A 14,971-nucleotide genomic window follows, 5' to 3' on the forward strand; every position below is an offset into this window, starting at 1 on the left:
CAGTCACCCGTCCTTTAAAAGTCGAAGTCGCTGGTGAATGAGCGCCGCATCAAGTACCGGAGAGACTTGTATTCCTTGTAATGTGAAGTCCCGGCATGTCTTTCCTCCAACCGCAGAATGACCTCCTGGCCATTGACCTCATTAGCCTTACGGGTTAACACAAAGCGCACCTGCAGCTCCCTGTCCCGGGGATTGTCAGAGCCCAGATCAAAGGTCAGGTCGTGGCTGTCGGAGATCAAGTCGCCCGCCTCGGTGTAGATACCAGCACGCAGCACGCGTGGCTGGATCTTGTCCGTCACCGACCGGGCTTGGTACAGGGTCACCGCCAGTTGCCCTGAGGTGATCACCGAACTGGCTCCACGCAAGATGTCCACCTCGACGGCGGAGACATCACTCTGGCGTTTCTTGTTGATCTTGAGCACCGGGATAACCACCTCCTGCAACGATGCGCCGCCATGCACAAAGCGGCTACCGGCCCCCTTCAGGCGCAAGCGATTGATCGATTTGGGGATCAGTACTTCCACCTCACCGGCAAGGCCAAGCTGTTCGGGGGTAAACTTGTGCAGGCTGGATGCTTCGGCAAGCCCTTTGCCTAGCACGAAGCGACGGTCCCGGAACAGAATCTGGTCGCCCTCAGCATCAACCCCGGAAAAGTCGCTCTCGTCGAGAGCGCGGTTTTGATAGATGAAGCCATGATCCGAGGTCACCAGCAAGTTGTTAGCGTTAGCCCCGGTCAACTTCTTGATCAGGCGAATCAGCTCCTGCAGGGTTTCTTCCACCGCCTCGAAAATACGCTCCTCGGATTCCCGCTTGTCACCGGTGGCATCAATCCGATTGTGGTAGACGTAGATCACGTCGTGATTGCGCACCAGCGCCCGGCAGTCGTCGCCCTTCATGGCCATCAGTTCATCTGCTTTGCAGGCCGTAGCCCGTTGACTGATTGCCTGACCGAGGATTTTGATGCGGTTGGCCGTACCTTGGGAACTTTGGTCATCCACCAGCACAGCGCCGGTTTCGTTGTCGGCTATTGCCAGCTCCTTGTTGGGCAGGAGCGCCGCCATGCCGAGCTGTGTGTAGCTGGGCAGCATAGATAGAGCCGGCTCCAGTTCGGCGCTGTATCGGTCTTCCTGGCGAATGAGGCTCAGCAGCTCATCGCCGATTTCATAACGCATCGCATCGGAGATGATTACGCAGACCTTGTTGTCCTTATACAGGAACGGCCGGACCCAGCGCTCGAAGAACTCCTTCTGCTTGCGCACAGGGAAGGCTTCCCACTTCGATGCCGAGTCCACAAAGGCCTGGAAGCGGTCGCCAAGTTTCAACAGGTAGTTGTTAGAGTAGAGGTTTTCGATCTGCTCGGTCAGACCTCCCATCAGCGATGCCTGTCCCGACATGCGAACATGGTAGGTGAACTTGCGATAGAGCTGATCGAACTGATACCAAAAGCGACTGTAGCGCTGTACAGCTTCAGCCAGACTATCCATGGTGAGCTTGGCCTCGCCTAGGGCGTAAACGAACTGGGCGGCGTAATCGACCGCTTCGTACAGATGCCGGTATTCGCGATACCAGTGGCCCTGTCGCCGCTGTCGAACCCAGGTCGACACGTCACCGCTAGAGGCCGTGCGTGCGGACACCGCCCGCACCAGATCACTGATGATCTTCTGGTCGATCAAGCGGAAATAATCCAACTCGATCAACTCGCGGAAGTCCCGCTTGACTAGATCCTGTTCAATACCGAGCACCTCCGCGCACTCTCCTGAGAGGGTCTCGAAACCGCCTTCGAACTGGCGGCTGTCCTTCCATTGCTTTAGAAACACCAGGGCATCGCCGGTCAGTTTCACCTGCCCGTCGGTGCCCATGGCGTAGCAGGACTTGAACAGCTCGATAGCAAAGTCGCGGATACCCGGCTTGTCGGACTTGTAGCCATAGCAGCGGGCCATCTGTTCCCAGAGGAAATTGTCCAGGCTGCACCGACCAACCAGCTTGATCTTTTCGTCCCGTCCGTCGGCCAGCTCCTGCAGCAGGTCTTCCACCACCGCATCCATGCGCGGTTCGCTGCCGGTGCACACCGCCAACATCTTCCGACGAATCTGTCCAGCGGTGTCGTCCACCTTCAGTAGTTTCTTTAGGGAGTCCTTGCGTTTGATCGCCTGAAAAAACTCCGCATGGGCCTGCACCACATCCGTGAACTCAAGGCCGAGTTCCAGCTCAGACAACCAGATGGCCACCTGATCGGTACGGAACTCACCGTGGGCTAGTTGTACATCCAGCAGCCAGTTATCCAGATCGGCGGGCTGAGGGCCTTCGTGGTAGAGCAAGTATTTCTGTTCCGGTTGCTCGCGTAGGATCTTGTATTTGACTCCGTACTCGTTGTTGATCAGCTCCAGCTTCTCTATGTCGGGAAGCTGAAGCGCTGCGAAGTCGTCGCGCAACTCCTGCTTGGTGTCGTACCAGAAGACGATCCGGTGCCGGTCGAAGAGTTTGGTCAGGGCCTGGACAATGCGGTTTTCCATCAATCGTGCTCCTTAATCCTCTTTCGCTTCCAAGCCGACGATCTTCTTCAAGGCCGCGCCGAGTTTGGGGTAGTTGACTTTGACGCCATCGTCGAGATCAATCTCCACCTGCTCGGTGGCCAGTGGGTATAGCACCTCGTGCTCGTACTCCTCCATCTCGGTGATCATCTTGGTAATCTTCTCGATCTCCTTCAGGGCGTTGGTCTTTTCGCTCTGGCTGCTGCTGGCACTGATGCTGATCGCCTCCAATTGGTTTTTGTACGAGTTGAGTTTTGTGCGGAACTCGCGCAAGTAGTCATTGAGCACCACGCTTACCATATCGGGGCGGTAGCGGTGCATATAGATCAGTGCATTGAAGCTGCCTTGAGGGCTTGTGAACAGCCAGTAGATGGGGCGCTTCTTGTAGCGCTTCACATGATCAGAGTAGAATTCGCCAAGGAAGTAGTCGCGAATGCTGTAATTGCGCTTGCCCTTGATGTTCAGCGCCTGCTCGACGAACTGGAGGTTGGCTTCGTAATGTTCCTTGCCAAAGGCAACGCTCAGGAACTTGCGGAATCGCTCGACGATGTCATCGGTGAACCAGTCGCCGTCAAGCATGGGGATGACGTTGTCGTCATCTGCCGGGAAGCTCGGCTCCGGAACCCACTTCAGATAGTCCTCGATAGTCTCACCCTGATTGGCCAGGATCAGCCCCGGCTTGTCTAGCGCGTAACGGCCGAACATGCAGCCCACTGCGTAGGAGACCAGTTCGCGCATGGTGTCGGCCAGCAACAACGCCTCCAGCTCGTCCTCACTCTTGTCGTTTCCGTAGCGGTAGTATGGGTTGCAGGTCAGAGTTATCTCGTTGAGCGGCACATCGGGTGTTAGTTCATCCTTCAGGCCATATGCATCTATGAAGATACGGTTGTTCTCTTCCTCCAGCCGCTGCATCTCCAGTGTCATATCTTGCCAGTGAGCGCGGAGCCTCTGGTAAGTGACCCTCAGGCTTTGCTGGTGGTAGTCAGGACTCAGCAGCGGCAGGCTATTGAAATCCCAAGATGACTCGTTTGAGTTCCAGTCCTGTTTTGCCAACTTGACGGCCGAATCAGCAACCGCATTGACCGAATACAACTCTTTATAGTTTGGAGTTATTGGTAGTAGCTTCATGCTGCCTGGACCAAAATCCTTCGGGGCAACAACCCTCAGCAATGGTGCTACAACCTTAGAATGCAGGAAGCACATCGCAAATTTAATACCTTGTTCATGTTCTGAGAAAAACATCGAATTTTTTTGATCGAATATATGACCAGCACTGACAAGCCGCGTAGAAAGCCTGTTTGATATATTGTTGTAAGCCAGCCCGCTACGAAAATAGTATTGTTGATTCTGCGGACGCGCACCCTTTAATGATTTAATTTCAGCACCATCAAACTCCCAATTCAAAATGAACTCATGATTTCCATACCACTTACGATATTCACTGCCTTTTACATATGGAAACCACTTGTTGTTTTGATATTTATCTCCACTAAGTTCATTTTTCTCGAAACAGACGTCTCGCTGAGAAACTTCTGACCACCTTCGGATAAATCGTTCGTTATCACCTGTTTGAAGCCCAGTAAATGCTTCTGCTACTTCCTTTAAAGGAATGCCTTTCTCAAAAGCTTCTCGTGTGTGGGGAGAAATGAAGTACGCAAAAACATTACGCGGAAGCTCAGCGAACAGGCTCATCGAAACAACATACTTGTTCGTACCTGCTTTGAGTGCCTCTCTTTTGCTTTTAGGTGTTTGCAATAGAGTTAAATCAAAATACGAACCAAGTGACTGACGTTGCTTATGATCTCCAAAGACAAACGCGGCAACTTGCACAACTTCACCCTTAATTTCTTCAAAGGCATGCGGGCCTAAATGAGCCAGGGTACTAATGTCATGAAGAGACAATTCTTGTGCTCTGAATTCAGTGTAATCATCTCCGAACATCCAACTATCCATAGTAACCATAGCAGTAAAGCCTTTGGATGCTTGTAGGAGAAATGATCTTTCGATAAAAGTTGCAAAGAAGTCAGCGCAACTGTGGGGGTAATGCTCTCTCATCAAAGCCTGTAACCTGTCATTCATGTTCTTCTTTCCCATATACGGCGGATTTGCGATCACGACATGGTATTTTGGACTCAGGTAATCAGCCTGCCGCAGGACTTGCAGAACCTTCTGATGGGTAATACTGATAAACAGCTGCTCGGAAGCATTCATTGACTCAAGTATCTTGAGCATACCGTCCACATCGGTGACATCTGGACGGATCAAAGAGCCGAAGTTGTTGGCCTCTGCAAACTGGCGCAGTGTGGTTTGCAATGGCGCAGAGAACAGATCTCGCCCGACAAAATCCATGTAGTTATTCAGCTCATCCTCGCCAAAGTCGATCTTTTCCAGCACGCAGATGTTCGGCTTAACACCCTTATTGAAGAACCGGCGCTGCTTTGCGCGGGCTTTCATGGTCAGCGCAAAGGCCGCCAGTTCCCCGGCGCGTTCGTCAATCTCTATGCCATATATATTTTTTGTTAGAATTTTTTCGGGAATCTCTGCGGGATCGTAGCCTTCTTCTTCGTAGATGGCGTAGAGCAAGTCGAAGGCATAAGTGAGCATATGGCCCGAACCGCAGGCCGAGTCACAAATCTTGATCTCTTCCGGCTTGGCGATGCGCAGAAAGTCCGTTTCGACCTGCTCTTTACCATCCGTCGCAGGCGCTGGCTTGATGTAGTAGTCCATCTGTTCGACCAGCTTCGAGCCGGGACGATTGAGCAGCCACAGGCGACCGAGGGAGTTTTCCACCAGGTAGCGAACAATCCAGTGCGGGGTGAATAGCTGGGTGGCGGCGGGGATGTTCTCAGGCGTGATCTTCTTATTCTTCTTCAGGCCATTGAACACCTCGTCCTTCTTCTCGGAGATGTAGAACTGGTAGAGCCAGCCGATCACCTCGACATCCTCGCAGTCATCCGGCGTCATCGCCTCACGGGTATAGGCGAGGATGGAATTACCCGAGAGTAGGTCGTCAGGCATCAACAGTTCGGTATAGTCGTCGATACGCTGGAACAGAAACGGCATAGCCTTGTTCCAGAAATTGCAGGCGACCACCACCAGCAATCGGTAAGCCTCGCCCTGGGGGTCGCGGCTGGGCGCTTTACCGTCGAGCAGGGCGAAGATCTGCTGTCGAATCTTGTCGTGCGCCAACTCCTCGTCGATGTGGCCCAACTTGGCTTCAGCCAGAATCTCGGGCTGAAACTGTCCCTCGGAGGGCGACACCACGCCAATACGGGTGTAGCGGTTCACGTCCATGAAGCGCAGGGCGCAGAAGCGGTTGAACCAGATGTAGGCCACCCGCTCGATGACCTGTTCCTTGCCGTGGCCCCTGATCGCCTCTTCAAGCTTATTGATAGCCTCAGTGCTTTCCCGGCGGGCTGCGCTGTTTTCAGCGAGCACCAGTTTCAACTTGGCTGAGACCTGCTTCAGTAGATTGCACCTGGCGAACTGGGCAAATTTTTTCAGTTTTGCCGTTTCCATCTACTTAGACTCCTCCCGCTGCAGCAGTGGTCAGACGGGTGACCAGCCACTTCGGAAAGTTTTTATCCCATTTTTCGAAGTTGGCGACATGAAAGCTTGTGGCCAAGATCTAAATCCAAAAGCGTGGTGATCTACCCACCAAGGCTTCTGTTTCAGGAATTTCTGCGTCTGACAGTTCAAGCTGGTGTTAAAGGTGGTCAGGCAGACGTAGTGAACCAGCTTATCTACCTTCTGCTCAGCATGCCGGTAGAAGTAGGAAGCCCGGAACTTGTATTGCAGGTATTTCCTCAACCACTTGAAGCTGACTTGCCGCGAAATTGTCTCGTCTTCGGTCGCCGCGCCAAGAACGTCGTAAATCGAGCTCGGCGTGGTTTTCAGGCAATCCTCAATGGAGACTACTTTGATCTCGGAAGTGTCCGTATCACGGTGCAGACTATGGAAGCGCACGTGGTCGTCTTCACCCAAGTTTCTGGGCAAGAACGCCAGTGTCAGGCCGGTGAAGACCGAGAGGATTCTCAATTCAAGACGCGCGATCATATTTGAATCCTTTTTCCTTTGCGGATTTCACCTAGCAGCGCCTCGCGCATGGATTTCAGATAGCATTCCACATCGGTCTCGTCGGCCAGCCAAGCCTTATAGAAAGAGACCTTCACCGAACGGCTGGGCACATACTCGATGCGCGGTTCCGGTTTGGCGGGTAGCGCGGGTTTCGCACCTTCACCCTGCGTGGCGGTTTCGCCAGGTTCCGGCGCAAGCTCGGGTGTTGACGCCGGTTGCGCCCAAGATGTCATCTGCGAAAGTAGGCGCTGATAGTCGCTTTCCTCAAATCGGCGCAGGGTGTCGCGAATAACGGCAATCAGCTTCTGGCGCTCAATGGTTGTGTTGAGTTTGTTGAACTGACGGGTGATCTGCTCTTGCTGATCGCCGTTCAGTGTGCTGAATTCCGGCATGCCACAGAGGCGGCCTTTTAGAGTGGCGACGGTTTCCTTCGCCCAGGCAATCTCGGCCTCAGTCTGGGCGGTGACCTTCTCCTGCAGGGTTTCAACTTGCGTCTTCACCTGCTGCATGCGGTTGCCCTTGAAACATTCTGGATCGATCAAGCTGGCAACCATCTGGGCGGCTTCTTCGCCTTCGATGTAGGCGAAGTTGGGCTCCTGGGTTTGAACGAACTTGTGGGCGTTATCGAAGATGCCTTTCTGCGGGCCGCTCATGAATTTGCGGACAGGATCGATGACGCATTCCTTCATATCGAGCAGCGCGTCTTCCTGGCGGATGAGTTCGGCCAGATACCAAGTATAGGGCTTGCCGGTCAGCTCCTCGAGTTTCTCAAGCACCGGTTTCAGCGCATTCAGGAACGTGTACTGGGATGCCTGGGTCGCCAGCGGTTTGAGCTGATGCATGAGTTCCTGGAGCGCGGCGCCTGTTTCCTTGCCGAGCGCTTTTGCCTCACTAGCGTGGGGCGGGGCATCGAAGAAGTCCTCAAAGAAAACCTTGAGGGCGCGGACCTGCGATGCAGTGAATTCGACCTGAGGCTCCAGCACTACATTGCCGTGTATGTGGGTGTTGCGCAACACCCGTTCCAGCTCGTCCTCTTCGAGCAGGTTGCCGTCGGCGCGAACCTCGACCTTGCCGCGAGCACATAGGTTGGCCAGTGTGCAGAGCACGGCTGCATAGTACCAGCCGTAGGGCTTGCGTTCGAATTTCTCCAGCAGATTTTTTAGCGTGGTACGCACGCCACATCGGTTGTTGCTCTGGATGAGCGCCAGAAGCTCCTGCTCAGACTCCGCCAGAGAAATGGTGTCGTTGCTGAACAACCCTTGCTGCGAGTGCTTGAGGCATTTGGCGATGTCGTTCTCGGTGTAGGTGATGCCGCGCAGCATGCGGAGGTTCGGATAGGCGCGGGAGATGAGTTCGTGGAACCCACCCACTACCCGAGTCTGCGCATCCTCTGAATCGGTCCCAATGTCAGAACCTGCCACGAACAACTTAGCCTTGCCCATCAGGTCTTGAACGCGCTGCTGCAGGTTGGCATAACGTTCCCGGTTCTGGAAGCCTTTGTCGGTCAGAATGCGTTTCACCGCCTCTTGCAGAGTGATCGAGATGTTCTGACGGATGTATTTCTCCGTCCACTTGTACATGAGAATATCGCGAACGAGCCGTTCATCCGCCGGCACCAAGACCAGCAGTTCGTCCCGGCCCATGTTCTGCATCCGCAGAATGGACTCGTTTTCGGCGTTTTCATGGAACGGACTGATAACATGAATGGCCAGCTCGTATTCCCGCCCGTATAGCCGATCATCGAGCTTTCTGGAGAACGGGTAATCCTGGCCAATCTCGTCGTAGCGGATCTTCCGATGCTTGATAACGTGGTCAAAAATGATCTTCTCAAGCTCGGCGGCAACATCCGATGATTCCACCTCTGTGTTCTTGATATCCTGCTCGACGTCTTTTTCCTCGTCGGTCAGGTATTCGTAGAGCTCGCCATTGCGCTGCACGTAGGTCTGTTGTTCCAGGAGACTAAGGGCTTCTTCGACTCTTTTTTTAAGCGCGGGTAGTCCTTGCTTGAAGCCGTCCAGCATGAGGACACACAGGTTGCGAACGGTGGGCTTGAACTCCTTGACATACTTGACCAGGAAAAGCGTTTTCAATAGCTGGATCGCGAAGGGACCGTCAAGATGGTTTTCTGCCTGGATAATGGCTCGCTGGATACTGGATTTCAACACAGTGCGAATGCCCTCAAACATCAGGTCAAAGGTCGCCAGCTGACCGACTTCATGATCCGCAATCCGGATTGCTACCTGCTGGAATACTCCGAGCATGGAGCGTTCACCTACCGAGCTGTGCTTGCCCTCAAAGGCGTTATGATGCGACAGGTTCTGAATGGCTGACTGGAATAGCGCGAACTGATACGGAATGAACGGATAGCTGTGAATGAAGTGATCACGATCCTGATAATTCCGGTAGGTTTGCGAGCCGTCTGCAAAGTCGAACAAGGTCTTAAAATTGTTGGATTGTGCGTGATAGATGTCCGACAGAATGCGCACGCCATCTTCGGTTTTCATGAGCAGACGCTTCTGAATAACCTCCGCCACGTCGGCGCTGGTCAGCTTCATGCGATTGGCGAACCGCGACTGGATTTTCGAGAAGTCGTTACCTTGCTGTTTGCCCATCTCGCCAACAACCGTCCCCATGTCCTCCTGGGCGGTCACGATGACCCATGCGCGGCCTCGGCATTTGGTGGCCATACTCTCGGCGATAGTTTGGAGATTGGTCATCAGCTTGACGCTTTCAGCGATGTACTGACCGACCTCATCGACAAAGAAGTTCAGGCGGAAATCAGGTGATTGCCGATCGATATACGCATGTACCTGCTCGGCAAAATCCTCGATGGAGACACGATATTGGCTGCGGTATTTATCAAGTATTCCCATGGCCAGCGTTTCATCACTCCCGGTTACCAAGGCATAGGCTTTGGCAATGTTTTTCGCTTCGAGCAGAGCCTGCTCACGACCCTTTTGCCAAGTTCTTCCCGCTGTGGATTCATAGGTTGATTTGAATCTCTCATAGAGGTCACGGCTGTCAAGGTCGCGTTCGAACTGGGCGATGTGGCCCTGCTTGCCGTAGTAGCCACACATCTCGTCGAAAACCTTGACGAAAACGGCTAGGAGCGCGTCCATCTGGGTCTTGCTGATGACATCCGATTTCTGGTCGATGTTGAACAGAATGCTTTTCGATGGGATCGAAACAGCTCTCTTGAGATCGCCGCGTAAGATTTCATTCTCGCCACACTTGGGCAGGAATAGGTCAAGTGTGGAAACTCCGTCGATCTGCCGGTTCTCGAGCAAGAGCGCCAGCATCTTCAACAGGTGGGATTTACCGGACCCAAAGAAGCCGGAAATCCAAACTCCATTAGCGCCTTCATAATTGTTGTAAGCGTCTAGAAAGGACTCAAGCCGCTTCTCGACTTCGTTGGTCAGAACGTATTCTTCAATCTCGAGGCGAAGGCTAGCTTCATCGTCAGCTTTGATGACCCCTTCAATTGGGCGGTCAACTGGCTTGTTAAAAATGGCCTTAAGAGTCATCACGCTTCCCTCGTTTATGCTTCGCAGTGGAAGATGTTGAATGCCCGATAGTACTTGTCGTCATGTAGCCTTCCGAAGAGATCGAGCGATGCTCCAGACTCCAGGGAGTGGGTGTAGGCTCCAGGAAAAAACAGGACAGTCGGCTTTTCTTTCGCTGTGCTCTGCAAATTGTTCAAAACGTTGTGCGACCGGATGTAGGGGAACACTTCGCCAACGCCAGACAGAAAAAGTACTTCGAAATCCGTGCTTGCCATCTTGGCTGCAATGGCCGGAACAAGGTGTGTTTCCGGGTCCAACACGCCTTGCAACAACTCTTTGAGCTGCTCTTTGGAGACAGAATCCTCCATCTCGACAATCTGGTTCCAGATGTCACGCTCTTTGAGGATTTCTATCGACAGATCATATAGATTGATCTCCAGAATCCGAACACCAGCCTGCTCAAGGCGATTGACCAGCTGACGCTGGAGCCGCTCCATATCAATAGCCTCTTCCGACTTGAAGGGACATATGAAAAATGGGACCTCGTTACCTAGACCTTGCTTGTAGAGGAAACGCTGGCCTGAGATCACAGCGAAGAGATGCTGAAATCTGTCCTGCATTGTCATCCTGGCTATATCTGCTGCCACTACGCCACCCACTTCAGCTCTGATTCAAATACAGGGAAGTACAAAACATCCCTGCGGCTGCCTTGATTGAACAGTTCCAGAAGTCTAGAGCTGAGCATAGCCGCGTGGATCATGTTGCAGGCTGTTAAAAGATCGGCCTCGCGAAGCATCTTGAACAGGACCTGCCGCAATTTGCCTCTTGTCGTCGGAGTGATCTCATCCAGTTCCCAATGCCACTCGGATTTTCGGTTGAAGAAGGAATCAAAATCCTCGTGGGTCAGATCACTTTTCAGTGTTATGTAGCGCTCTCGAAGCACTTCGACGGCAAAATCAGCGATTAATCGGTACCGACGGCAAACGGCGAGCCACAGGAGATAGGCTTGCTCTTGGTGACTGCTCTCAACAAGGAATTCAAGCTCACCTGGACTCAGCATCCTAAGTCGAGAAATAACTTCGCAGCAGACTCGTTTGAGCGTATTGAGTGTTCTGGTTTGCAGTAGATTCTCTGCGATGACCTTGTCTCGAACAGAGCTCCAATCGTCAAGATCGAGATGCAGCGCGGCCAGCTTCACCGATTCGCAGTGAAATAGACTGCCTGTTGTAAATGACATGCTGTACTTATCGTTGTTCATTCTTGGTCAGGATCCCATCTTATAATGTTCGGCTGCGCCCACCGGCGGCTCTCCCCCCGTTCATTCCCTGTATCCTGTAGTGATCTAATCGTTCCGGACATTAATAAGGAAATATCCTTCAACAATTAAGGCGCCAGCAGGAATCAGAAAAGGTCATATAAACAGTATACAAAAGAGTTCAAAAAATAGGCGGTTTCGTTGATGCTCGATCCAGTTTATTCTGCTCTAGAACACGCTAAATCCTTCGGATTAGGCCCAATATGCTCTACAAGTGGAAGGAAAAGATTGAAGCTCAGCTTGAAAACCAGGTTCTGGCTGAAGACGAGCGCGCCGAGTTAAAACGGCTTCGCAAAGAAAACAAAGAGCTGCGCATGGGAAAGGAAACTCTAAAAAAGACTTCTGTAAATTCAAGCGGAGTTGAACCACTTCCCAGTGAAAGTTTTGCGCTAGGCTCTGCGCGTAATTAACTGTCTCATAGCCCCTGAGGCCGCCAGATCCTCCGAAACCACCACAGGCCACATGTCAATTGCAGCAATCCCAGATAATCTCTGTCCTTTTTGTCATAACGAATCAGTAGCGCACGGCATTTAGACAACCATCCAAACGTCCGCTTCACCACGATCGCCTCCAGCATTGCTTTCCACCTTCGGGGTCGCGCCGTCGTTCAGGTAGTGCGTATGGGCGGCCAAGCGTTTGAGACTGTAGTCGAAGTCGTTGGCGATGGCCGTTCCATCTGGGACTTTCAGCCGCTGTGCCCGCATCCACTCATGCAGTGTCTCTGCGATAGGATTCGAACAGGCTTGCCAAAGCCGTCATCGCTCATCGGCTGTCAGGGTGCGGACCTAATGTTCAGCTTAGAGCTTTCCTATTCAGCCGCTTTTGAGAGCAAGTAAGCCTCATGTAAAGGAAAAGGCAGTATTGTCATATCGTCTGTCGCTATATGGGCACGCATAGCTTGACGCGCAAGCGAAACCAAATCTAAAGCATCAAATTGTTCAGACTTCATCATCACGACAATTTCGTTCAGTGAGGGAAACCGTCTATGCTTAAATTGGTGTGCTCCAGTTTCATGGCGAGATTTCTGATTACTACTCCTCACTGCACTGCTCATTTGTAACGGTTTGGGCAAGCCACGGGTCAACCAGAAAGTCCTTTCAGTTCTTTGCTCGTGAAAGACGCCAGATGTAATACCTTGTTTGTTATGCTCCACCCAATAACAGGGTGATTTCACCGGCTCGTCAGTAATACGCACAACAGATATGTTGTCGTTTGGCGTCAAGACGCGTTGCGGTTCAGCATCACCAATACTGCCCAGTTCTAGGCGATCGGTTCTGAGTTTTTCGTTATTCCCAAAGCTCTTAACAAATCTCCGTATGTTGGTGGCTTCAGCAAACAGTATGGTCGGAAATTGATCTCTAGGAGTGGCTTCTGCATAAAACCGCTCAATCTTGATAGTTCGCTCGTTACCTTTATTGAATTGCAGATTGGCGACTTTTCCCTGCGTGATCCTCATCAGGGCTTCCGGGTATGTGCACCAACTTATCTGTTCCTGCTCGTTCATCAGGGCAACAGACAGCTTCCCACTCTGAGACTGAATGTATAGAGGCGTTAGTATTCCACTCTTTCTACCAGCTTGGTTGGCGCTCACGCCAGCATTGCGATTGATGACATACCAAGCAGCGAGCCGAATTGCGTCATCCTTGACGGGAGAAACGCCAAGTGCGCGCAGAAGATCTAATACAGAGTTTTCATAAGCACAGCGTTCCGCAATATTTTGCTTATCATCAGGGTCAGTGAAATCAATCTTGCTATCAACGGCTGGGTCAAACAGGCGGGTTTGCGCCACAGCGCCTTCTCGAGCCAAAGCAGCATATGCTAGTAGATAGGGGTCTCGCTCGGGCTCATCCAATAGAGCCGAGTTCATTTCGACAAAAGCAGCCCAAGGAGAATGAGAGGTAGGTTTGGCGCTGCCGGCATGCTTAACCATCTTAATGGTGGCTTCGTCCCATTTTGTTTGTAGTAGACTTTCTTTCGCTTTCATCAATAGTGGGTAGGCAACCTTCTCGGGAAGTTTTGTCTTATCGATGTTGTCAGTTCTTTGGGCTAGGGGACCAGATGTTAGACTCCTGATATCTATATTCAGGCCATCTGTGTATGTCCAAACGCCATCAACAATTTCATCTGGATGCCCCAACAAGGACTCCAGTGTCGAATGAAGGAGATTTTGCCCTTCCGGCCTGGATTGAAAATGCCTAATTGCCAGTGTTGATACGCCACGATCTTCCTTCCCCAGGGTCAACATAATTGCCTGTCGCAATTCGCTTGCATCTCGATTGAGAACTGACAGCTTGGTCTTAGGCTTGGCTCGAACCGTCCTTTGCATGTCAATTCGACGAAATCCGGCAGACGCCAAGTGCTCATCAAGGAAAACCAGATGATTCCCTCGCTCAGGATGGCTCACACCCGTCCCCGCTGGTAACTGATCATCACCATGAACTGACCCCAGTCTGGGTAAGATGGCTAAATTGCTCCCGAAAATGGCTTCCAAGCCTAGGCGGTCAGCAGTACATTGAAGGCCTGAAAACTCAAGTATAGATTTTAGAACACGCCGGCTTTGACTGAGTTCTTCAACGTTGTCTTTTTGGTCGTACCACCAATCTCGCCTACTGACTTCCAGCTCAATACAACGCATCCTTGTTGAGTTGGATGTCAGATTAGCGTCTGCAGGCAAAAAGATATCAAGATAGCGAGATCGTACTTTCTTTAAATCGTACTTTGTAAGACTTCCATAATTTCGGGTGCTGATATTAACGGATACTCTAATATTCTTGCTTTCAGGGGTCGTGGCTGCGGACACGGTAAAAAGCTCAGTCCACCAACCAGATGAGCGCCGACTGTCGACCGGAGTGACTTCGTATCTCAAAAGCGATTTACCGGAATACAAGGTATCACGCGGACCTGACGACACAAGTGTTCCTTCATCTGGATTTCCAGTGTTAATTGCTTTGCCTTCCAAGGCACGAGCTGCGATGAGCGTCAGTAGATCATACGCTCGCAGGTCTTTTGGGTAGGCACAAAAGTAATTTGAATAGAGGAAGTCATCAATGGGCCTCTCTGTCCAGGCATCTTGAGATGATACTCTACCATCCATGAAGAGGTTGTTGATCTGGGGAGCTTGACTCGGAAGGATAAAACTTATCCATAGCCTCAAAGCTGCTTCTACCTCTTTTCTTATCTCCGAAAGCTCTTTCCCTGGGGCGATACACGTAAGGCAAAGTGTTTTAGGCTGACCATATACTGGCCAATCAACGGTACACAAATCAACAACCGGGGCAACCCAACCCAAGACCGCCGCCAGCCCGCCAAGATCAGCGTTGTATTTGTCTGAGTGACCTTGGGCCTGCCTAATTGCATTATAGATTCGCGCGGGCATTGCATATCGTACAAGCCGAGTGTCAGGACATGATTGAAGATCAAACTCATAAAAGTAGGGATGCAGAATTGCTTTACTCATGTTCCTATCCTATCAAGTAATTACAACCCAGAAGATTTCTACGCTATGTTCAACTGCCACCAGCCATATCATCGGCAATTCCATTCGC

At 51.8% G+C, this 14,971-nt stretch carries 9 protein-coding genes and 1 pseudogene; 1 reads left to right on the forward strand and 9 read right to left on the reverse strand.

All coding sequences use genetic code 11. The annotated features are described in order from the left end of the window. Positions 1-14: 14 nt before the first annotated feature. From pglZ to EUZ85_RS02375, 6 genes are read right to left on the reverse strand one after another with little or no spacing between them, the layout of a single operon-like run. The gene (pglZ, locus tag EUZ85_RS02350) at positions 15-2,513 is read right to left on the reverse strand and encodes a BREX-1 system phosphatase PglZ type A (RefSeq protein ID WP_127974350.1); all 2,499 of its coding nucleotides are present in this window, start codon (positions 2,511-2,513) and stop codon (positions 15-17) included. A 12-nt stretch (positions 2,514-2,525) separates the two neighbouring features. Then, positions 2,526-6,050 (reverse strand): BREX-1 system adenine-specific DNA-methyltransferase PglX, encoded by a 3,525-nt coding sequence (pglX, locus tag EUZ85_RS02355; protein ID WP_127974351.1) that lies wholly within the window; start codon positions 6,048-6,050, stop codon positions 2,526-2,528. A 30-nt stretch (positions 6,051-6,080) separates the two neighbouring features. Continuing rightward, positions 6,081-6,587, reverse strand: coding sequence for a hypothetical protein (locus tag EUZ85_RS02360; protein WP_206617984.1), 507 nt, complete (start codon positions 6,585-6,587; stop codon positions 6,081-6,083). Beyond that, positions 6,584-10,132, reverse strand: a complete 3,549-nt coding sequence (gene brxC / locus EUZ85_RS02365; protein WP_164887423.1) for a BREX system P-loop protein BrxC — start codon at positions 10,130-10,132, stop codon at positions 6,584-6,586. The genes EUZ85_RS02360 and brxC overlap by 4 nt, the downstream gene beginning before the upstream one ends. Before the next feature lie 14 nt (positions 10,133-10,146). Further along, positions 10,147-10,737: a DUF1788 domain-containing protein gene (locus tag EUZ85_RS02370; protein ID WP_127974641.1), complete on the reverse strand. Its 591-nt coding sequence runs from the start codon at positions 10,735-10,737 to the stop codon at positions 10,147-10,149. A gap of 20 nt (positions 10,738-10,757) precedes the next feature. Beyond that, complete coding sequence (locus EUZ85_RS02375; protein ID WP_127974353.1) at positions 10,758-11,369, reverse strand: DUF1819 family protein; 612 nt, start codon at positions 11,367-11,369, stop codon at positions 10,758-10,760. A 260-nt stretch (positions 11,370-11,629) separates the two neighbouring features. On the opposite strand from EUZ85_RS02375, the gene EUZ85_RS02380 reads away from it, so the two are divergent. Beyond that, on the forward strand, positions 11,630-11,836 hold the full coding sequence (locus tag EUZ85_RS02380; protein WP_127974354.1) for a hypothetical protein: 207 nt from the start codon (positions 11,630-11,632) through the stop codon (positions 11,834-11,836). Between the two features lie 5 nt (positions 11,837-11,841). Here the strand turns inward: EUZ85_RS02380 and EUZ85_RS02385 are convergent. From EUZ85_RS02385 to EUZ85_RS02390, 3 genes and pseudogenes are all read right to left on the reverse strand, one after another. Further along, positions 11,842-12,030: pseudogene (locus EUZ85_RS02385) on the reverse strand (hypothetical protein); the annotation flags it as partial. Then, on the reverse strand, positions 11,957-12,130 hold the full coding sequence (locus EUZ85_RS31060; protein WP_164887159.1) for a hypothetical protein: 174 nt from the start codon (positions 12,128-12,130) through the stop codon (positions 11,957-11,959). The pseudogene EUZ85_RS02385 and the gene EUZ85_RS31060, both read right to left, overlap by 74 nt. Positions 12,131-12,234: 104 nt before the next feature. Then, positions 12,235-14,883 carry an RNaseH domain-containing protein gene (locus tag EUZ85_RS02390; protein ID WP_127974355.1) on the reverse strand — a complete coding sequence of 883 codons (2,649 nt, stop codon included), beginning with the start codon at positions 14,881-14,883 and terminating at the stop codon, positions 12,235-12,237. Positions 14,884-14,971: the final 88 nt, after the last annotated feature.

Source organism: Hahella sp. KA22, assembly GCF_004135205.1.
In the GTDB taxonomy this organism is placed as follows: domain Bacteria; phylum Pseudomonadota; class Gammaproteobacteria; order Pseudomonadales; family Oleiphilaceae; genus Hahella.